This is a genomic window from Kitasatospora sp. NPDC114501, from assembly GCF_055633695.1.
Genome location: NZ_JBVKDS010000015.1, coordinates 217,207 through 236,564, shown reverse-complemented (window position 1 = coordinate 236,564; position 19,358 = coordinate 217,207). Strand labels below are relative to the sequence as shown.

At 74.2% G+C, this 19,358-nt stretch carries 16 protein-coding genes and 2 tRNA genes; 10 read left to right on the top strand and 8 right to left on the bottom strand.

Annotated features, from left to right (window positions below):
• Positions 1 to 51 precede the first annotated feature (51 nt).
• Both ACZ7RU_RS27340 and ACZ7RU_RS27335 read left to right on the top strand, forming a co-directional pair.
• On the top strand, positions 52 to 597 hold the full coding sequence (locus ACZ7RU_RS27340) for a bifunctional DNA primase/polymerase (protein ID WP_470343642.1): 546 nt from the start codon (positions 52 to 54) through the stop codon (positions 595 to 597).
• Between the two features lie 68 nt (positions 598 to 665).
• Positions 666 to 739: transfer RNA gene (locus ACZ7RU_RS27335), tRNA-Lys, on the top strand.
• 137 nt (positions 740 to 876) lie between these two features.
• Here the strand turns inward: ACZ7RU_RS27335 and pgi are convergent.
• Positions 877 to 2,538 carry a glucose-6-phosphate isomerase gene (gene pgi / locus ACZ7RU_RS27330; protein ID WP_470343607.1) on the bottom strand — a complete coding sequence of 554 codons (1,662 nt, stop codon included), beginning with the start codon at positions 2,536 to 2,538 and terminating at the stop codon, positions 877 to 879.
• A 174-nt stretch (positions 2,539 to 2,712) separates the two neighbouring features.
• Entirely contained in the window at positions 2,713 to 4,296 is a 1,584-nt protein-coding gene (locus ACZ7RU_RS27325) for a Na+/H+ antiporter (RefSeq protein WP_470343606.1), read from the bottom strand.
• A 160-nt stretch (positions 4,297 to 4,456) separates the two neighbouring features.
• Here ACZ7RU_RS27325 and ACZ7RU_RS27320 point away from each other — a divergent pair, with 160 nt between their 5' ends.
• The 4 genes from ACZ7RU_RS27320 to ACZ7RU_RS27305 all read left to right on the top strand — a co-directional run bounded on the left by ACZ7RU_RS27320 (position 4,457) and on the right by ACZ7RU_RS27305 (position 7,272).
• A complete protein-coding gene (locus ACZ7RU_RS27320; RefSeq protein WP_470343605.1) occupies positions 4,457 to 5,365 on the top strand; it encodes an NADP-dependent oxidoreductase in 909 nt (302 codons plus the stop codon).
• Between the two features lie 74 nt (positions 5,366 to 5,439).
• Positions 5,440 to 5,513, top strand: a tRNA-Lys gene (locus ACZ7RU_RS27315).
• 158 nt (positions 5,514 to 5,671) lie between these two features.
• The gene (locus ACZ7RU_RS27310) at positions 5,672 to 6,643 is read left to right on the top strand and encodes a GlxA family transcriptional regulator (protein WP_470343604.1); all 972 of its coding nucleotides are present in this window, start codon (positions 5,672 to 5,674) and stop codon (positions 6,641 to 6,643) included.
• The gene (locus ACZ7RU_RS27305; RefSeq protein WP_470343603.1) at positions 6,643 to 7,272 is read left to right on the top strand and encodes a DJ-1/PfpI family protein; all 630 of its coding nucleotides are present in this window, start codon (positions 6,643 to 6,645) and stop codon (positions 7,270 to 7,272) included. Before ACZ7RU_RS27310 ends, ACZ7RU_RS27305 begins: the two co-directional genes overlap by 1 nt.
• A gap of 62 nt (positions 7,273 to 7,334) precedes the next feature.
• Here ACZ7RU_RS27305 and ACZ7RU_RS27300 read toward each other — a convergent pair whose 3' ends face one another.
• Together ACZ7RU_RS27300 and ACZ7RU_RS27295 are read right to left on the bottom strand one after the other, a co-directional pair.
• Positions 7,335 to 8,522: an MFS transporter gene (locus tag ACZ7RU_RS27300; protein WP_470343602.1), complete on the bottom strand. Its 1,188-nt coding sequence runs from the start codon at positions 8,520 to 8,522 to the stop codon at positions 7,335 to 7,337.
• Between the two features lie 79 nt (positions 8,523 to 8,601).
• Positions 8,602 to 10,275 carry a chitinase gene (locus ACZ7RU_RS27295; RefSeq protein WP_470343601.1) on the bottom strand — a complete coding sequence of 558 codons (1,674 nt, stop codon included), beginning with the start codon at positions 10,273 to 10,275 and terminating at the stop codon, positions 8,602 to 8,604.
• Positions 10,276 to 10,478: 203 nt separating this feature from the next.
• On the opposite strand from ACZ7RU_RS27295, the gene ACZ7RU_RS27290 reads away from it, so the two are divergent.
• Positions 10,479 to 13,706 carry a S41 family peptidase gene (locus tag ACZ7RU_RS27290; RefSeq protein WP_470343600.1) on the top strand — a complete coding sequence of 1,076 codons (3,228 nt, stop codon included), beginning with the start codon at positions 10,479 to 10,481 and terminating at the stop codon, positions 13,704 to 13,706.
• A gap of 9 nt (positions 13,707 to 13,715) precedes the next feature.
• On the opposite strand, the gene ACZ7RU_RS27285 is transcribed toward ACZ7RU_RS27290, so the two are convergent.
• Positions 13,716 to 13,928 carry a hypothetical protein gene (locus ACZ7RU_RS27285; protein ID WP_470343599.1) on the bottom strand — a complete coding sequence of 71 codons (213 nt, stop codon included), beginning with the start codon at positions 13,926 to 13,928 and terminating at the stop codon, positions 13,716 to 13,718.
• 189 nt (positions 13,929 to 14,117) lie between these two features.
• Here ACZ7RU_RS27285 and ACZ7RU_RS27280 point away from each other — a divergent pair, with 189 nt between their 5' ends.
• From ACZ7RU_RS27280 to ACZ7RU_RS27270, 3 genes are all read left to right on the top strand, one after another.
• Positions 14,118 to 14,924 (top strand): phosphoribosyl-dephospho-CoA transferase MdcG domain-containing protein, encoded by an 807-nt coding sequence (locus ACZ7RU_RS27280; protein ID WP_470343598.1) that lies wholly within the window; start codon positions 14,118 to 14,120, stop codon positions 14,922 to 14,924.
• A gap of 101 nt (positions 14,925 to 15,025) precedes the next feature.
• Entirely contained in the window at positions 15,026 to 15,565 is a 540-nt protein-coding gene (locus tag ACZ7RU_RS27275; protein WP_470343597.1) for a carboxymuconolactone decarboxylase family protein, read from the top strand.
• Positions 15,566 to 15,713: 148 nt separating this feature from the next.
• On the top strand, positions 15,714 to 16,697 hold the full coding sequence (locus ACZ7RU_RS27270; protein WP_470343596.1) for a hypothetical protein: 984 nt from the start codon (positions 15,714 to 15,716) through the stop codon (positions 16,695 to 16,697).
• Positions 16,698 to 16,848: 151 nt separating this feature from the next.
• Here the strand turns inward: ACZ7RU_RS27270 and ACZ7RU_RS27265 are convergent, their stop codons facing one another.
• The 3 genes from ACZ7RU_RS27265 to snpA (ACZ7RU_RS27255) form a co-directional block, all read right to left on the bottom strand.
• Positions 16,849 to 17,508, bottom strand: a complete 660-nt coding sequence (locus ACZ7RU_RS27265; protein ID WP_470343595.1) for a pentapeptide repeat-containing protein — start codon at positions 17,506 to 17,508, stop codon at positions 16,849 to 16,851.
• 151 nt (positions 17,509 to 17,659) lie between these two features.
• Positions 17,660 to 18,283 (bottom strand): snapalysin, encoded by a 624-nt coding sequence (snpA, locus tag ACZ7RU_RS27260; RefSeq protein ID WP_470343594.1) that lies wholly within the window; start codon positions 18,281 to 18,283, stop codon positions 17,660 to 17,662.
• A gap of 312 nt (positions 18,284 to 18,595) precedes the next feature.
• Positions 18,596 to 19,237, bottom strand: a complete 642-nt coding sequence (gene snpA / locus ACZ7RU_RS27255; protein WP_470343593.1) for a snapalysin — start codon at positions 19,235 to 19,237, stop codon at positions 18,596 to 18,598.
• Positions 19,238 to 19,358: the final 121 nt, after the last annotated feature.

Below are 19,358 nucleotides of genomic sequence, written 5' to 3'. Positions count from 1 at the left end.
TCGGTGACACAGCAGTCGATGACGCAGCAGTCGGTGGCGTACCCCTCGGTGATGCACCCGTCGGTGGAGTACGTCGGTGCGGCCGGGGAGGCGTGGCTCGCCTCCGCCAGCGAGTACCCGCGCAGCATGCGCGCCCTGTGGGAGAGCCGCCCCTGGGCGTCCTCGGTGCTGCCCTGCGGGCGTGCCTTCGACGTGATCAGCATGCCGGCGCTGTTCGGCCGCCGGGTGCTGGACGAGCTGTGGGCGTCCGGGCCTGGCTGCGGGCCGGTGGCCGTCCACCGGGGGCGGCTGCTGCTGTTCGTCCAGCCGGGCGCGGCGCCCCGGCTGCGCCGGCTGCTGGCCTGGGAGGAGTGGGCCCGGGACGTGCCGCCGCTGCTGTGCCACGGCAAGGGCGACGCGGTGACGGTGCCGCCCCTCCAGCGGATGGTGAACAGCCCGGACTCCCCCGGGCAGGGCGCCGGCCGGTGGATCGTCGCGCCGGAGCGGCGGGAGCCCCGGCTGCCCGGCGCCGCGGTGGTGCTCTGGGCCTGCGTCCGGGCGGCGCGCGAGCCGGGCGCGCCGGTTCCCGCCGGGGCGGCCCTGGTGACCGGGGGGTGAACGCGGGGCGGCCGGCATTCGATTTTGGCTCGGCCGCACGGCGCTGCTAGAGTCTTCTCTGTCAGCAGGCGCCGCTAGCTCAGTTGGTTAGAGCAGCTGACTCTTAATCAGCGGGTCCGGGGTTCGAGTCCCTGGCGGCGCACAGACAGCCGGAAGGCCCTTCGCGAGAGCGAGGGGCCTTCCGGCGTTTCCGCGTACGCCCGCGGCCCGCGGCCCGCGGCCCGCGGCCCCCGGGTGCCGGGCCGCCCGCCTGAGCGGACGGCCCGGTCCGGGTCCGGCTCAGCGGCCGCGCAGCGCCCGGTAGCGGGCGACCAGCTCGGCGGTGGAGCTGTCCAGCTGCTCGGCGCCCTCGCCGGTGAGCAGCACCGGCTCGATCCGCTTGGCGAGCACCTTGCCCAGCTCGACGCCCCACTGGTCGAAGGAGTCGATGTTCCAGACCGCGCCCTGGACGAACACCTTGTGCTCGTAGAGCGCGACCAGCTGGCCCAGCACCGAGGGGGTCAGCTCGCCGGCCAGGATGGTGGTGGTCGGGTGGTTGCCCTTGAAGGTCTTGTGCGGGACGAGCTCGGCGGGCACGCCCTCGGCGACGACCTCCTCCGGGGTCTTGCCGAAGGCGAGCGCCTGGGTCTGGGCGAAGAAGTTGGCCAGCAGCAGGTCGTGCTGGGCGACCAGGCCGGGGAGCAGGTCGGCGACCGGCTCGGCGAAGCCGATGAAGTCGGCCGGGATGACCTTGGTGCCCTGGTGCAGCAGCTGGTAGTAGGCGTGCTGGCCGTTGGTGCCGGGGGTGCCCCAGACCACCGGGCCGGTCTGCCAGTCCACCGGGGTGCCGTCGCGGGTCACCGACTTGCCGTTGGACTCCATGTCCAGCTGCTGGAGGTAGGCGGTGAACTTGGACAGGTAGTGCGAGTAGGGCAGCACCGCGTGCGCCTGGGCGTCGAAGAACGCGCCGTACCAGATGCCGAGCAGGCCGAGCAGCAGCGGGACGTTCTGCTCCGCCGGGGCGGTGCGGAAGTGCTCGTCGACCAGGTGGAAGCCGTCCAGCATCTCGCGGAAGGCGTCCGGGCCGATGGCGATCATCAGCGAGAGGCCGATCGCCGAGTCGAAGGAGTAGCGGCCGCCGACCCAGTCCCAGAACTCGAACATGTTGGCGGTGTCGATGCCGAAGTCCTGCACGCCCTGGGCGTTGGTGGACAGCGCGACGAAGTGCTTGGCCACCGCGTCGGTGTCGGCGCGCAGCCCGGTGAGCAGCCAGTCGCGGGCGGAGACCGCGTTAGTGATGGTCTCGATGGTGGTGAAGGTCTTCGAGGCGACGATGAACAGCGTCTCGGCCGGGTCGAGGTCGCGGACCGCCTCGTGCAGGTCGGCGCCGTCCACGTTGGAGACGAAGCGGACGTCGAGGTCGCGCTTGGCGTACGAGCGGAGCACCTCGTAGGCCATCGCAGGGCCGAGGTCGGAGCCGCCGATGCCGATGTTGACGACCGTGCGGATCGGCTTGCCGGTGTGGCCCTTCCACTCGCCGCCGCGGACCCGGTCGGCGAAGGCGGCCATCCGGTCGAGGACGGCGTGCACCGCGGGCACCACGTTCTCGCCGTCGACCTCGATCACGGCGTCGCGCGGGGCGCGCAGCGCGGTGTGCAGGACGGCCCGGTGCTCGGTGTTGTTGATCTTCTCGCCGCGGAACATCGCGTCCCGCAGTTCGGCGACGCCGGTGGCGGCGGCCAGCTCGCGCAGCAGCTCCAGCGTCTCGTCGGTGACCAGTTGCTTGGCGTAGTCCACGTGCAGGTCGCCGACCTGCAGGGTGTAGCGGCGGCCGCGCTCGGGGTCGGCGGCGAACAGCTCACGCAGGTGGGTGTCGCCCAGTTCGGCCCGGTGCTTGGCCAGGGCGGCCCACTGCGGGGTGCGGTCCAGCGGGGTGCGGGCGTCGGCGCGGGTCTCCGACATCGGTGGGTCCTCGATTCATCTGGGTGCAGAAACCGGCAGGGCCAGGCGTGAGGGTTCGCCGAGGTCGTGCGGGTACTGGTGGTGCGCCGACTCCGTTGACGGCCTGCCCGGGTTCAGCCTATGCAACCCCGGGGCCGGTCACCCACATTCCGCCCGGCGGGTGCGGACAGTGCGTCACTTCCGCTCGGAGCGCAGGTCCAGTCCGCGCAGCACCTGGTCGACCAGCTCCGGATCGGCGCCGAGTTCGCTGCGGGCGGCGAGCATCTCGCGCCGGGAGGCGGCGATCATCTCCTGCTCGACGTCCCGGGCGGCCCGCCACTGGGCCATCCGCAGCCTGGCCTCGGCGGCCTCCTCCTCGGCGTAGTTCTCCGGGCAGAGCCGGGCCAGCCGGTCGTGCTGACGGTCCCGCAGGCGGTCGGCGACCTCGGCGGGCAGCCGGTCCTGCTCCTCCAGCTCGCCGAGCCGCCGGAGCCCGGCCTTGGCGGCCCGCCACCAGAGCTGGCGCACGGCCTGCTCGTGCGCGTCCTGGTCGATGTCCAGCTCGAACCGCTTGGCCAGCCAGGGCAGGGTGAGGCCCTGCACCAGCAGGGTGAAGAGCACCACGCTGAAGGCGATGAAGACCAGTCGGCCGCGCTCGGGGAACTCCTCGCCGGAGTGCAGGGTGAGCGGGATGGCGAGCGCCAGGGCGACGGTGGCCACGCCGCGCATGCCGGACCACCAGAGGATCACGCTCTCCTTCCAGCTGAACGGCGTGTCCTCGTCGTCGCCGGAGCTCAGTTTCTTCGACAGCCAGCCGGCCGGCAGCAGCCAGAGCAGCCGCACCACCACGACCACCGCGATGACCACGGCGGCGTCGCCGAGGAAACCGGTCCAGCCGCGGCCGGCCTCCTTGAGCACGGTGGCCAGCTCCAGGCCGATCAGGCCGAAGGCTACGCCGGTGATCAGGATCTCGACCACCTCCCAGAAGGCGTTGCCGACCAGCCGGTAGGAGACGGCGTCCGCGTCGGAGGCCCGCTCGGCGAGGTACAGCGCGCAGACCACGACGGCGAGCACGCCGGAGCCGTGGATCTCCTCGGCCAGGGCGTAGGCGGCGAAGGGCACCAGGAGGTTGAGCGCGACCTGCTGGGTCGGGTCGTCCAGCCGCTCGGCGAGCTTGGTGTTGACCCAGCCGAGCGCGACGCCGACCACCACGGCCAGCACCGCGGACAGCACGAAGCGCAGCACCGCGTGCCCGGCCGAGAAGTCGCCGCTGACCACGGCCTCGATGGACAGCGAGTAGATGACGATCGCGGTGACGTCGTTGAACAGCCCCTCGCTCTCCAGGATCGCCACCAGGCGGCGGGGCAGCCCGATGCTGCCGGCCACCGCGACGGCGGCGACCGGGTCGGGCGGGGAGACCAGCGCGCCGACCGCGATGGCGGCGGCCAGCGGCAGGGTCGGCAGCAGCCAGTGCACGGTGCCGGCCACGGCGACCGTGGTGACCACCACCAGGGCGACCGCCAGCAGCAGGATCGAGCGGGCGTTGGCCTTGAAGTAGCGCACCGAGGAGCGCCGGGCCACCGCGAAGATCAGCGGTGGCAGGACCAGCGGCAGGATCAGTTCGGGCTCGATGGTGACGTCCGGGATCTGCGGCACGAGCGCCATGACGATGCCGAGCAGGGTCATCAGCACCGGTTGCGGCACTCCGGTCCTCCGCCCGAGCGGCATGGTCACCACGGAGGCGAGCAGCACCAGGAAGAACAGGGGCAGCTGGCCCACGGGGAGGTTCCTCTCGACGACGGACGGCTGAGCGCCGTCCAGGATAAATCTGACAATGCGCCCAATGGTGACGACACGCTGAACGACGGCTTGACCTCAAGTGCACTTCAGGTCCGAGGATCGTCGGCACCGGAAGGATCGACGAGGGGCGGGAACAGGCATGAAGGCGGTCATCGTGACGGGGAGCGGCGGTCCGGAGGTCCTGCGGGTCGGGGAGGCGCCCGACCCGGAGCCCGGGCCGGGCGAGGTGCGGGTGCGGGTGTACGCGGCCGGGGTGCAGCCGGTGGACCTCGCGATCCGCGAGGGCTTCCGGCCGCCGGGCCTGGCGGTCGAGCCGCCGTTCGTCCTCGGCAACGAGTTCGCCGGGGTGGTGGAGGCCCTCGGCCCGGACGCAGGGCAGTGGCGGGTCGGGGACGAGGTGCTGGGCTTCCGGGTGCTGGGCTGCCAGGCCGGACTGGTCACCGTGGACGCCGGCCGGCTGGTGGCCAAGCCCGCCGGGATGCCGTGGGAGCAGGCCGGTTCGCTCTCCGCGTCCGGCCAGACCGCGCACCTGGCGCTCACCGCGCTGGGCATCGGCCCGGGCGACACCGTGCTGGTGCACGGCGCCGCGGGCGGGGTCGGCACGGTCGCCGTCCAGTTGGCCCGGGCCTGGGGCGCCACGGTGGTCGGCACCGCCAGCGAGCGCAACCACGGGTACCTGCGGGAGCTGGGCGCGGTGCCGGTCACGTACGGCGAGGGGCTGGTCGACCGGGTCCGGGCGGTGGCACCGCAGGGGGTGACCGCGGCCTTCGACGCCGCCGGGCGGGGCGCCCTGGAGGCCTCCGTCGACCTGGTCGCCGACCGGGACCGGATCGGCACCGTGGTCGACTACCCGGGCGCCGAGCGGCTGGGCGTGCGGGGGCTGCGGGGCGAGCGGACGGCCGAGCGGCTGGCCGAGCTGGTGAAGCTCTGGGAGGCCGGCGGACTGCGGCTGGAGGTCGAGGAGACGTTCCCGATGGAGCGGGTCGCCCAGGCGCACCGGCTGGTCGCCGCCGGGCACGTGCGGGGCAAGGTGGTGCTGACCATGTGAGCGCGCCGGGCTCCCCACCCTGGGCCGATTGTGAGTTTCGGCCGCTGACCAGGTAATGTTCTCCACGTCAGCAGGCGCCGCTAGCTCAGTTGGTTAGAGCAGCTGACTCTTAATCAGCGGGTCCGGGGTTCGAGTCCCTGGCGGCGCACAGACAGCCGGAAGGCCCTTCGCGAGAGCGAGGGGCCTTCCGGCGTTTCCGCGTACGCCCGCGGGGCTCGTGTCCGCCCGCGCACGCCCGCGGCGCATGGCAGGAAAGGTGGGAAGCAGGTCATTGCTGCCACCGCAGGCCGCTGACAGGCTGGTCGCATGACAGGACGCAGCGTGCTCGTCGTCCTCTACGAGGGCGTGCAGAGCCTCGATGTGACCGGCCCGGTGGAGGTCTTCACCGGGGCGTGCTCCGCCTCCGGGCAGCCGGACGCGTACCGGGTGACGACCGCCGCCCCGGGCGGCGGGCCGGTGCGGGCCTCCAGCGGACTGCGGCTGCTGCCGGACGCCGACCTCGCCGGAGCCGGTCCGGTGCACACCCTGCTGGTTCCCGGCGGGGAGGGCACCAGGCACCCGGACCCGGCCCTGGTGGCACGGATCCGGGAACTGGCCGGACGGGCCGAGCGGGTGGTGTCGGTGTGCACCGGGGCCTTCCTGCTCGCCGAGGCCGGGCTGCTGTCCGGACGCCGGGCGACCACCCACTGGGCGCACTGCGAGGCGCTGGCCCGGCGGTTCCCGGACGTCGAGGTGGACCCGGACCCGATCCACGTCCGGGACGGGCGGATCGCCACCTCGGCCGGGGTCACCGCCGGGATCGACCTGGCGCTGGCGCTGGTGGAGGAGGACCTCGGACGCGAGACGGCCCTGGTGATCGCCCGTCACCTGGTGGTCTTCCTGCGCCGGCCGGGCAACCAGGCCCAGTTCAGCGCCCAGCTGGCCGCCCAGGTGGCGGCCCGGCAGCCGCTGCGCGAGGTCCAGCGGTGGATCGCCGAGCACCCGGAGGCCGACCTCTCGGTCGGGGAGCTGGCCCGCCGCTCGGCGCTGTCGCCGCGGCACTTCGCCCGCGCCTTCGCCGCCGAGGTCGGGGTGCCCCCGGGCCGGTACGTGGACGGGGTCCGGCTGGAGGCCGCCCGGCGCCGGCTGGAGGACACCGACGACGGGATCGAGGAGGTCGCCCGTCACTGCGGCTACGGGACCCCGGAGGCGATGCGGCGCGCCTTCGTCCGGGCCCTGGCCGCCCCGCCCGCCGAGTACCGACGCCGTTTCCGCCCCGAACCCACCGGAGGTCACTGATGCGCATCGCCATCCTGCTCTACCCCGAGTTCACCACCCTGGACGCGGTCGGCCCGTACGAGGTGCTGTCCCGGATCCCCGGCGCCGAGGTCGTGTTCACCGCCGCCGAACGGGGGCCGGTGCGCAACGACGTCGGCAGCCTGGCGGTCACCGCGGACGCCGCCCTGGACGAGGTGGACTCGGCCGACCTGCTGCTGGTGCCCGGCGGGCCCGGGACGCAGGCCCAGCTCGCGAACGAGGCGCTGCTCGACTGGCTGCGCCGGGTGGACGCGACCACCACCTGGACCACCTCGGTCTGCTCGGGTTCGCTGCTGCTGGGCGCCGCCGGGCTGCTCAAGGGCCGCCGGGCCACCTCGCACTGGAGCGTGCTGGACCGGCTGCCCGGGTACGGGGCGGAGCCGACCGGGACCGAGCGGGTCGTCATCGACGGCAAGTACGCCGTCGCCGCCGGGGTCTCGGCCGGGATCGACCTCGCCCTGACACTGGCCGGCCGGATCAGCGGGGACACCACCGCGCAGGCGATCCAGCTGCTGATCGAGTACGACCCGCAGCCGCCGTACGCGTCGGGCTCGCTGGCGAAGGCGTCTCCCGAGGCGGTCGACGCGGTGAACCGGCTGATGGTCCGCTAGCCACCGGCGCCGGGGCCCACCGGGACGGTCTCGACGCCGGACGGTCTCAGCGCCGGACGGTCTCAGCGCCGGGACGGGAAGGCGTGGCGGCGGGCGGCGGTGGCCACCGCGAGGACGGGGAGCATCAGCGCGAGCACCGTCCAGGGCAGGGCCCCGGTGCCCAGGCCGCTCAGCACCAGGCCGCCGACCACCCCGCCGCCCGCCATCGCCGCGTTCCACAGGGTCACCAGCACGGCCTGGGCGGCGTCCGCCCGCTCCCCGCCCGCGTCGCCGAGGGCGGTCTGGAGCAGGGTCGGGGCACCGCCCCAGCCCAGGCCCCAGAACACCGCCGCGACGTACACCAGCGGCGCGCTGCCGGACCACACCGCGAGGACGGCCGCCGTCAGCGCGACCAGCAGCGCGCCGCCGATCGTCAGCTGCCGCAGCCGGCGGTGGATGTGGACGCCGATCAGCCAGACGCTCGCCAGCGAGGCCATCCCGAAGACCAGCAGTACGGTGCCGGTGGCGCCGCCGAGGCCGGCCCGGTCCAGGAAGGGCGCGATGTAGGTGAACAGGATGGTGTGCGCGAGCACGAAGAGCACCGTCACGGTGAGCACCGGCCGGACGCCGGGCACGGTGAGCGCGTGGCGGACCGGTACCCGCTCCCCGGCCGGCTGGCCGGGCTGGTCCGGCAGCAGTACCGCGATCCAGCCGATCACGCCGACCGCCAGTGCCGTCATGGCCAGGAACGGCACCCACCAGGCCAGCACCTGCCCGAGGAAGGTGCCGACCGGCACTCCCAGCGACAGCGCCACCGGCACGCCCGCCATCGCCACCGCCATCGCCCGGCCCTGCTGCCCGACCGGCACCAGCCGGCGCGCGTACCCCGCCAGCAGGGCCCAGGCGAGGCCGGCCGCGACGCCCGCGAGGAAGCGGGCCGCCAGCGTGAGCGGGTAGCTGGTGGAGGCCGCGGTGACGGTGTTGGCCACCGCGAAGCCCGCCATCGCGGTGAGCAGCAGCCGCTTGCGGCCCCAGCCGGCGGTGGCCGCGGTGAGCGGGATCGCGGTGACGGCGGAGCCGATCGCGTAGACGGTGACGGTCTGCCCGGCCGCCGACTCGCTGACCCCGAGCGCCTCGCTCATCCCGGGCAGCACGCCGGCGGGCAGGTTCTCGGTGAGACCGGTGACGAAGACGGCGGTGGCCAGCGCGAGCAGGGCCGACAGGGGAAAGGGCTTGCGGGGTACCGGGGTCGTGAGCTGTGTGGTCGCCATGGGGACCATGCTTGGACCTCACACCGGTGTCAGGTTCAAGCACGGTCCCGCGGGCGGTCGGGCCGACAGGGCCCGGGGGTCAGCGGCCGAAGTAGCCGTTGAAGTTCCTGGAGAACTCCTGGCCGCCGAACCGGTCCCAGTTGATCGACCAGGTCATCAGCCCGCGCAGGTTCGGCTGCGCCCCCGAACGCGGCACGTACGTCCCGCAGTTGGCCAGCTTGGTGAGGCAGTCCAGCGCCTTGTTCACCTCGGCCGGGGCGACGTAACCGTTGCCCGCGTTGGTGGTGGCCGGCATCCCGATGGCGACCTTGGAGGCCGGCAGCGCCGGGAACACGTTGTCGGCGTTGCCCGCCACCGGGAAGCCCTTGAGCAGCATGTCGGTCATCGCGACGTGGAAGTCTGCGCCGCCCATCGAGTGGTACTGGTTGTCCAGACCCATGATGGAGCCGGAGTTGTAGTCCTGGACGTGCAGCAGGGTGAGGTCGTCGCGCAGCGCGTGGATGACCGGCAGGTACGCCCCGGCGCGCGGGTCCTGGCCGCCCCAGGGGCCGGATCCGTAGTACTGGTAGCCGAGTTGGACGAAGAACGTCTCCGGCGCCATGGTCAGCACGAAGCCCGGGCCGTACTTGGCCTTGAGGGTCTTCAGCGCGGAGATCAGGTTGACGATGACCGGGCTGGTCGGCTTCCTGAAGTCGGTGTCACCGGTGTTGAGGGAGAGCGAGTGCCCCTCGAAGTCGATGTCCAGGCCGTCCAGGCCCCACTTGTCGATGATCGCCGAGACCGAGCTGACGAAGGCGTCCCGGGCGGCGGTGCTGGTCAGCTGGACCTGGCCGTTCTGGCCGCCGATCGAGATCAGCACCTTCTTGCCCTGGGCCCGCTTGGCGGCGATAGCGGCCTTGAACTCGTCGTCCGACTCGACGCCCGGGCACTCGGCGGCCGGGCAGCGGTTGAAGCGGATGTCGCCGGAGGTGACGGAGGTGGGCTCGCCGAAGGACAGGTTGATGAAGTCCCAGGAGTTCGGGACGTCGGCCATCCGGGTGTAGCCGGCGCCGTTGGCGAAGCTCGCGTGCAGGTAGCCGACCAGGACGTGGCTGCCGGCCGGCGGGCTGGTGGGCGTGCCCGTCGGGGTTCCGGTGGGCGTCCCGGTCGGCGTCCCGGTCGGCGTGCCCGTCGGGGTGGCGGTCGGGGTGGCGGTCGGCGAGGCGGTCACGGTCGGCGAGACGGTGGGCGTGGGCGTCGGGCTGGGGGCGCCCGGGCCGTCCAGCGAGACGTCGTCCGCGTAGTAGGTGCCCTGGCCGTACCAGCCGTGGGTGTAGACGGTGGCGCTGGTCTGGTTCGCACCGGTGGTGAAGCTGAGGCTGAGCTTCTGGTACGCGCCGCCGGTGCCCGGCGTCCAGGTGCTCGGGCCGCCGCCGTCCACGCCCAGGTAGACGTACGAGCCGTTGACGAAGGCGCTGAGCGTGTAGGTGGTGTTCGGGGCGACGGTGACGGTCTGGCCGCACTGGGCGGTGTCGCCGGCCGTGGCAGCCGCGGCGAGCGCCCGGCCGCCACCGTGCACCGGAGTGGTGACGACGCTGCCGGAGCCGGCGGTGCAGCTCCAGGGGCCGAGCGAGCCGGACTCGAAGCCGCCGTTGACCAGGAACTCGCCGGCCGAGGCGGCGGGCGCCAGGCCCAGCGTGACGCCGACCAGGGCGGCCGCGGCGACGGCGGAGGCGGTACCGGCGGCGAGGCCGTTTCTGAGGTTTCTGCGCATGCGGGTGCTCCTGCGATGGCGCGGTCGTGGGGGGACGTCCGAGGGCACGCCGGAGCACGCGCCAGTGGGGGGGAACGGCCCGGCCTGGCACCCTAGTTGGACTAGACCACTGAAGTGGATCCGGCCGCGCGGTGTCAATGGTCCAGACCGGTTCCCGCTCTCCTCCGGTTGCCGGGGGTGACACCCCGTCGAAGGATGGAGGGGTGACCCCGCCCGGCTACCTCCGCCACCCCCACCTGCACGGCGGCCTGCTCACCTTCACCGCCGAGGACGACGTCTGGATCGCCCCGCTGGACGCCGACGGCACCGCCACCGGCCGGGCCTGGCGGGTCGGCTGCGACCGCACCCGGGTCAGCCACCCCCGCTTCTCCCCCGACGGCACCACCCTCGCCTGGACCAGCTGGCTCGCCCTGACCCCCGAGGTGTGGACCGCCCCGGTCGAGGGCGGCGAGGCCTCGCGGCTCAGCTTCTGGGGCAGCCAGGACACCCGGGTGCGCGGCTGGCTGCCGGACGGCGAGGTGCTCGCCGTCACCTCCTACCACGAGCCCTTCGGCCACTACACCTGGGCACACGCCCTGCCGCCGGACGGCTCCCCCGGCCGCCGGATGCCCTGGGGGCCGGTCGGCGACGCCCAGATGAGCCGTGAGCGGACCGTGCTGCTCACCGGCACCGCCCCGCACGAGCCGGCCGCCTGGAAGCGCTACCGGGGCGGCGCCACCGGCCGGCTCTGGGTGGACGGCGAACGGATCCTGCCCGGACACACCGGACACCTCGCCGCCCCGATGCCGGTCGGCGGGCGGATCGCCTTCCTCTCCGACCACGAGGGCATCGGCAACGTCTACTCCTGCCGCCCGGACGGCACCGACCTGCGCCGGCACACCGACCACGCCTCCTACTACGCCCGCGAGGCCGCCACCGACGGCACCCGGATCGTCTACCAGCACGCCGGCGACCTCTGGCTGCTGGACGGCCTGGACGCCCCCGCCCCGCGCCGGCTGCGCGTCCCGCTCGGCGGCGCCCGGGCCGGCCGCCGCCCGTACCAGGTCAACGCCGCGAGCCAGGTCAAGGACCTCGCCTGCGACCAGACCGGCCGGGCCGGGGTGATCACCGTGCGCGGCAGCCAGTACTGGCTCACCCACAAGGACGGCCCGGCCCGCGTGCTGGCCGACACCCCCGGGGTGCGCACCCGGCTACCGGTGGTGCTCGGGCACACCGGGGAGGCGGCCTGGATCACCGACGCCGAGGGCGCCGACGCGATCGAGGTGGTGCCGCTGCCCGGCCACACCGAGCCGCCGGGCCACCCCGGGTCGGAGAAGCACCGCCACCGGGTGCTCGCCGCCGGGCGGATCGGCCGCGTCCTGGAGCTCACCGCCTCCCCCGACGGCAGCCGGCTCGCCGCCACCACCTCGGACGGGCGACTGCTGCTGGTCTCCGCCGCCGACGGCGAGGTGCGCGAACTGGCCGCCTCCGGCTACGGACCGTGCTCCAGCGCCCGCTTCTCCCCCGACTCGCACTGGATCGCCTGGTCCGAGCCGGTCGCCGGGCGCTCGCTGCGCCGCATCCGGCTCACCCGCACCGACGCCCCCGCGGCGACCACCGACGTCACCGACGGCCGGTTCGAGGACGAGCAGCCGGTGTTCACCCGGGACGGCCGCTACCTGGCCTTCCTGTCCTGGCGCGGCTTCGACCCGGTCCACGACGTGCACACCGGCGACCTCTCCTTCCCGGTCGGCTGCCGTCCGTACCTCGTCCCGCTCGCCGCCGACACCCCCTCGCCGTTCGCCGCCCCGGCCGAGGACGGCCCCCCGCACGGTGACGGCGGCGGCGACGGCACCGTCCGGGTCGACCCGGAGGGCATCGGCGAGCGGCTGCTCCAGTTCCCGGTGATCGCCTCCAAGTACTCGGCCACCGACGCGGTGCGCGGCGGCCTGGTCTGGCTGCGCTGGCCGATCTCCGGCACCCTCGGGCAGACCTTCGCCAGCCCGGAGGACACCTCGGGGCGCCCCGCGCTGGAGCACTTCGACCTCGCCCGGGGCACCCGCAGCACCCTGGTCGACCGGCTGGACGGCTACGCGGTCTCCGGGGACGGCGGCTCGATCGCGGTCTACTCGGCCGGCACGCTGCGGGTGGTCCCGGTCGCCGCCCCCGCCGCCGGCACCACCGTCGACCTGCGCCGGATCACCCACACCGTGCACCCGGCCGCCGAGTGGCGCCAGGCCTACCACGAGGCCGCCCGGATCGTCCGGGACCAGTTCTGGGACGAGCGGATGTCCGGCCTGGACTGGCCCGCGCTGGTCGCCCAGTACGAGCCGCTGCTGGAACGGGTCTGCTCCCCCGACGACTTCGCCGACCTGCTGCGCGAACTGCTCGGTGAACTCGGCACCTCGCACGCCTACGTCACCCCCTCCCGGCGCGCCGAGGGCCCGACCCTCGCCCAGCAGCCGCTCGGCCTGCTCGGCGCCAACGCCCGCCGCTCCCCCGAGGGCCGCTGGCTGGTCCACCGGGTGCTGCCCGGCGAGAGCTCCGACCCGCGCGCCCGCGCCCCGCTGGCCGCCCAGGGCGTCCGGGACGGCGACGAGCTGCTGGAGGTCGGCGGCCGGCCGGTGGACCCGCTGCGCGGACCGCTGCCGCTGCTGGCCGGCACCGGCGGCACCACGCTGGAACTGGCCCTGCGCAGCGGCCCGGACGGCCCGGTGCGGCGGATCGTGGTCACCCCGCTGACCGACGAGCGGCCCATCCGCTACCAGGACTGGGTGGCCCGGCGGCGCACCCTGGTCCGGGAGTTCAGCGACGGGCGGTGCGGCTACCTGCACATCCCGGACCTCGGCGGCTCCGGCTGGGCACAGTTCAACCGGGACCTGCGGCGCGAGCTGGACAAGCCCGCGCTGGTGCTGGACGTCCGCGGCAACGCCGGCGGCAACGTCTCCGAACTGGTGCTGGAGAAGCTCTCCCGGTCCGTCCTGGCCTGGGACTTCAGCCGGGGCCGTCGGCCGGTGCGCTGGCCCCGGGACGCGCCGCGCGGACCGCTGGTGGCACTGGCCGACGAGGCCACCAGCTCGGACGGCGACGTGATCATCGCGGCGATCAAGCTGCTCGGGCTCGGCCCGGTGATCGGCACCCGTACCTGGGGCGGGGTGGTCGGGATGAGCGGGCGGCACACCCTCGGCGACGGCACCCAGATCTCGGTGCCGAAGAACGCGTCCTGGTTCGGCGGCGGGCTCGGCTGGTCGGTGGAGAACCGGGGCGTGGAGCCGGACGTGCACGTGCTGCGCACCCCGCGCGACTGGGCGCGGGGGCGCCACCCGGAGCTGGTCGCCGCCGTCCAGCTGGCCCTGGAGCTGCTGGAGGACGCGCCCGCGGCGGCGCCCCCGCCGGAGTCCACGCCCCGGCCGGACCTGCGGCGTCCGCCGCTGCCGCCGCGGACGAACTGATCCCCGGGCTCAGTCCCAGGGGTCGCCCTCGGCCGTCATGTTCTCGGCGGCACGCCGGTCGGCCTCCTCCTGGGCGATCCGGTCCCGCTGGTCCCGGCCGCGCTCGGTCTCGTCGCCGTACGCGTCGGCGGCCTCCTCGTGGGCGAGGGCGGCGCGCCGGGCCTCGTCCTGCCCGGTGGACTCCTGCTGCGGCCGGTGGAACAACCTGTCGAAGATGCCCATGACTCCTCCAAACGGGATGGACGGAAGGTCGGAATACCGGGCTGCCCCCACTCTCACACCGGGTGCCCACGGACGCACCTTGAGCCCTTGGTCCCTGGTGGACGCGCCGAACGGCCGTAGCCGCGGGCCCCCGGACGGGCGGACAGTGGGGCCGTCGGCGAAAATCGACGCCACCCTCTGGAGCCCGCTGTGACCGTCGCACATCCCGGAAGCCACGCCCGGCGCACCGCCGAGGACCCGCACGACGGACCGCGCCGGCGGGTCGGCCCGCTGGCCGCGCTGGACGGGCGGCTGCCCGGCAACCACGACCTGCTGCTGATGCAGTGCCCCGGCTCGCTGCGGCCCCTGGCGGGCGGCGAACTGCCGGACTGGGCCCGGGCGGTCCTGCGGGCGTACCCCTGGGTGACGGTCGGCCGGGCACCCGCCGTGGTCGGCAACCCGGTGGACCTGCCGCACCCGCAGCGCTGCACCCGCGACCCGGAGGCGGCGCCCGAACTGTGGTTCCCGGTGACCGTGCGCGGCCCGCGCCCCGGGCAGCGGCTGGACGCGCTCGCCCCCTGGGCGGCGGTGGCCCGGACGCTGCGGCCCGAGCAGCTCGTCGAACGGCGCGCGCGGCTGGCCCCCGAGCGGCTGGCCGGCATCCCGGCGCTGGCCCTGCTGCCGGAGGTGGACCGGATGGTGGCGGACCACCGGCTGCCCTGGGGCCCGATCGGCGCGGTCGGCTACGAGCTGGGCAGCGGAGTGCCGGTGGCCGGGCCGCTCAGCCCGCTGCGGCTGGTGCTGCGCTCCCCGCAGCCGATCAGCCGGCGCGACGCGCTGCAACTGCGGCGGGCGCTGACCAAGCTGCCGCTGCCCGTGCAGGCGGAACTGGAGACCAGGCACGGCGCGGTGCAGCTGGCCGAGTACGCCTCCGGCGCCCACAGCCTCACCCTGCTGACCCCGGACGGCCCCCGGGAGGTCCACGACCCGTGGTTCCCCCGCGGCCCGTTCGTCTGAGCGGCCGGCGGTGTTCCAGGACAATCTCGGAGTTGGCGGCCCGGCCCGGCACCCGTGACGATGGAGCGTCGTCCGCCCTTCCCCAGACAAGGGAGTACTCCGTGCCGCACATCGCCATCGACAACGGACTGCCGGGAATCAGCGGCCTGCTGTCGCTGCGTCCGGACACCGCGGCCCCGCTGGGGATGCTCGCCGACGCGCTGCTGCGGGCCCCGGCCCCGATGAGCCGGGGCGAGCGCGAGCTGGTCGCCGCCTACGTCTCCCGGCTCAACGGCACCCGCTTCTGCGAGGGCGCCCACAGCGCCTTCGCCGCAGCGCAGTTGGACGGGGGCGAGGACCTGGTGAAGGCGGCCCTGGCCGACCCCTCGGCCGCGCCGCTCACCGAGCGGATGCGCGCCCTGCTGCGGATCGCCGGGGAGGTGCAGAAGCAGGTCGGCCCGGTCTCGCAGGAGGCGGTGGCGGCCGCCCGCGCCGCCGGCGCCGGTGACACCGAGATCCACGACACCGTGCTGATCGCCGCCGCGTTCTGCATGTACAACCGGTACGTCGACGGCCTGGCCACCGAACTCCCCGAGGACCCGGGCTACTACGCCGCGGGGGCGAAGCGGATCGTCGACTCCGGCTACGGCCGGGAGGACTGAGCCCGCGCGGACGGCGCCGTCGGGCGGGCGCCCGGCGGCGGTGTCCGGCGGCGTACCGACAGGGCACGATGGAAGAAGCGGCCGATCGGCCGCACCGGCAGGATGTCAGCGCTCGAGCACCGGTCCCCTGCCGAAGAGAGACACTGCCATGAGCACTTTCGCGTCGGGTCAGCCGAACTCCCTGGCCGACCCCGCTCCGCGCCGCCCCGCCTCCCGCACCTCACTGTTCGTCACCGGGGACTTCCCCCGCCGCCGCTGGCTCACCGTGCTGCTCAGTACCGTCGGCGGACTCCTGCTGGCGTACGCCTGGAACGCCAAGCTGGTCGACGACGAGATCGGCTTCAGCAGCGCCGACGCCCTGCTCGGGCACGACGCCCACCACACCCCCATCAGCGGGGTGCTCTCCGGCATCCTGTTCGCCTTCGTCACCGGACTGGCCGGCTCGTTCACCGCGTGCAACATCGCGGCCTTCAGTGCGGTCGGCCCGCTGGTCGGACAGGCGCCGTCGCTGCGCGGCAGGCTGCTGCACGTCGCCCGGCCGCTGGGCTGGATCTTCGCGGGCATGGCCCCGGTCTCCGCCGCCTACGGCGCCCTGGTCGGCCTCGTCGGCACGCACATGCCGCAGTTCTCGACGGCCGCCGCCAAGGGCCTGACGCCCCGGTCGATCCAGTCGATGACGACCTTCGGCCTGATCGGGCTGGTGATGATCGTGCTCGGCCTGGCCGCCGTCGGCCTGGTCCGGGACCCGCTGGCCGGCCTCTCCCGCCGCTTCCCGAACGCGCCGCTGGTGCTCGTCGGCGCGCTGATCGGCGGCTTCCTGGTGGGCCGGCCGTACCCGCTCTTCCGCGACCTCTTCCGGCACGCCGCCAACACCCACAACCCGGTGTACGGCGCCGGGGCGTTCCTGCTGCAGTCGATCGGCAACATCGCGGTCATGGCGCTGCTGTTCGTGCTGCTCACCTACGGGGTGGGCGGGCGCCTCCAGCGCCGGCTGGCGGCCGGGCCCGCCCGGATCAGCGTGCTGACCGCCGCGGCCTTCCTGGTCGCCGGGGTCTTCACCGTCGTGTACTGGGACCTGCGCATCCTGGGCCGGCTCGGCTACATCTGGTTCCCGTCCTCCCCCTGGACGTAGGCGCCTGTCCTCGAACTCGCGTCCGCGGGGCGCCGCAGGCCCCGACCGCCCACCCGGCCGGTCGGGGCCTGCGCGGCAGGGTTGGCGGACCGTCGCCCGGGCGTCACCGGGCGACGCCCGGCTGTACGGGCGGCGGGGTTGTGGGGCGTGTTCAGCGGTCCTTGACGTCGATCCCCAGGGCGTGGGCGAACTGGGGTGCCAGCTCCAGCAGTTGGGTGGAGCTGATGACCGCGCCGCGCAGTCCCTGGTGGCCGTCGGCCAGGCCGAGCCGGACGGCGCCGCGCAGGTCGGTCCGGCTCAGCGTCGCGCCGCGCAGCCGGACCTCCTCCAGCGTGGAGCCGGGGAAGGAGACCTCGGTCAGCCTGGCCTCTCCGAAGTCCACGTCGCGCAGCAGGCAGTCCTCGAAGACGACGTCCCGCAGGACGGCCGAGCGCAGGTTGACCGCCTCCAGCTTGCAGCCCCGGAAGACCACCCGGCGCAGCGCCGAGCCGTACCCGGCGACCCCGGCGAGCACCCCGCCGACGAAGGAACTGTCCTGCCACTCCGAGTCGCTGAGGTCGCAGGCGACCCAGCGGCCGGCCTGCACCCACACCTCGTTGAACCGGGCCTGGCGCAGTTTGACCCCGCTGAGCGCGACACCGGTGAAGGCGCACTCCAGGAACGCCGCGCCGGCACCCGACTCGTCGGTGTGCTCGCCGCCGTCGAAGTGCGCGGTGTCGTACCGCTCGTCGCTGCGCAGCGGCCCGGTGTGCGGGCGCAGCAGCTCGGCGTACGGGAGGTCGGCGAGCCGGTCGGGGACGGCACGGGACATGGCGGTGGCTCCTGGCGGTCGGGGCGGACGGGTCTCGCCCGCATGCTCGCACGCGGCACCGACAACGACCCGCAGCCACAGCAACACGGCCCGGACCGGCCGCGCCGAGGCGGCCGGTCCGGGGTGCTCACCGCGAGGACGGACCCTCGGGTCAGCCGCGCGACCAGAGCGAGTTGACCCGGCTGCGCTCGGTGCTGTTCGGGTAGGGGTTGGTGCAGGAGGTGCCGGGGCCGCCGCCCGACATCAGCTCGCTGCACGGACCGGTGTAGTGGTCCGGCAGGCCGAGCACGTGCCCGGTCTCGTGCGCCACCACGCGCACCGAGCTGTACTGCTGGTTCTGCTGGTAGTCGAGGAAGACGTAGCCGCGCCCGTGGCCGTCGGTGCTGGCGTACGAGCCGCGGCTGTCGTTGCCCTCGTAGTAGCGGAAGTCGGCGGCCGAGCCGGATTGCAGCTTGACGTTGGCGACCGAGCTGTTCCAGATCTGCGCCGACTGGGATATCTGGTTGCGGAAGGTCGGGGCGGAGCTGGCGTCGTAGGTGACGGTGACGACCGCCAGGCCGGGGTTGGCGGCCTGCTTGGCCTTGGCGGAGGTCATCACGGCCTGGAAGAAGGCCTGGTTGTTGGCGGCCTCCTCGGCCGAGCCGGCGTACGTCGAGGAGGTGTAGCCCTGCACGGCCGGAGCGGCCGGAGCCGCGGCGGCGGCGGTGGTGGGCAGTACCGCGAGGCCGGCCGCGAGGGCGAGGCCGAGGGTGGCGGACAGCACGGATCGCTTCATGTGGGGGCTCCGATTCCTGAGGTGCCGTGGCCGGTTGGGGGTCGGCCCGGGGGAACACCTGGTCAACGGGTGGTGTCCCCAGAGCTTCGGGCAACCCGGTGCGCGCGCGGATGATGCCAACCCGCGATAACACCGTCCAATACCCCTGCCGTGGAGCCCAATTGAGCTGTCTTTTCCTCGTCTTGACTCAATCGTGCCCCTGGCATTCCGTTCCGGCGGCGGCTAGGCTCCCGATCGGGGAAGTACCCGGAGCGGCGGGCCGCTCGATTCCGGCCGAGCGGCCCGCCGCTCCGAACCCGCCTGCGGGCCGAGTCAGTTGCGCGCCGCGAGACCGTTCGCCCAGAGGTAGTCGACCTGGCCGCGCTCGTTGCCGTCGGGGTACGGGTTGGTGCAGGACGGGCCGGGGCCGCCGCCCGACATCAGCTCGCTGCACGGGCCGGAGTAGTCGTCGGGCAGGCCGAGCACGTGTCCGGTCTCGTGCGCCACCACGCGCAGCGAGCTGTACTGCTGGTTCTGCTGGTAGTCGAGGAAGACGTAGCCGTGGCCGTGCCCGTCGGTGCTGGCGTAGGAGCCGCGGCTGTCGCTGCCCTCGTAGTACGAGAAGTCGCCGTAGCCGCTGGTCTCCTGGAGCCGCACGCTGCTCACCGAGCCGTTCCAGATCTGCGCGGCCTGGGATATCTGACCGGTGAAGGAGGGCGCGTTGGCGGTGTCGTAGGTGACGGTGACGGTCAGCAGCCACGGGTTCGCCGCCTGCCGGGCCCTGGCCGAGGCCATCACGGCCTGGAAGAAGGCCTGGTTGTCCGCGGTCTCCACGGCCGAGCCGGCGTACGTCGAGGGGGTGTAGCCCTGGACGGCCGGGGCGGCCGGGGCCGCGGTGGCGGTGGTGGCGGGCAGGGTCGCGAGGCCGGCCGCGAGGGCGAGGCCCAGGGCGGCGGACAGCACGGATCGCTTCATGTGGGGGCTCCGGTTTCGCGGTGCGCCGGCTCGCCGGGGCCGGTGGGGGCCGGGCCCGGGGGCGGCGCACGGTGGGGGCCGCCCCGGCGGCGCGGCCGGGGCGGGTTGCTGTCCCCCGAGC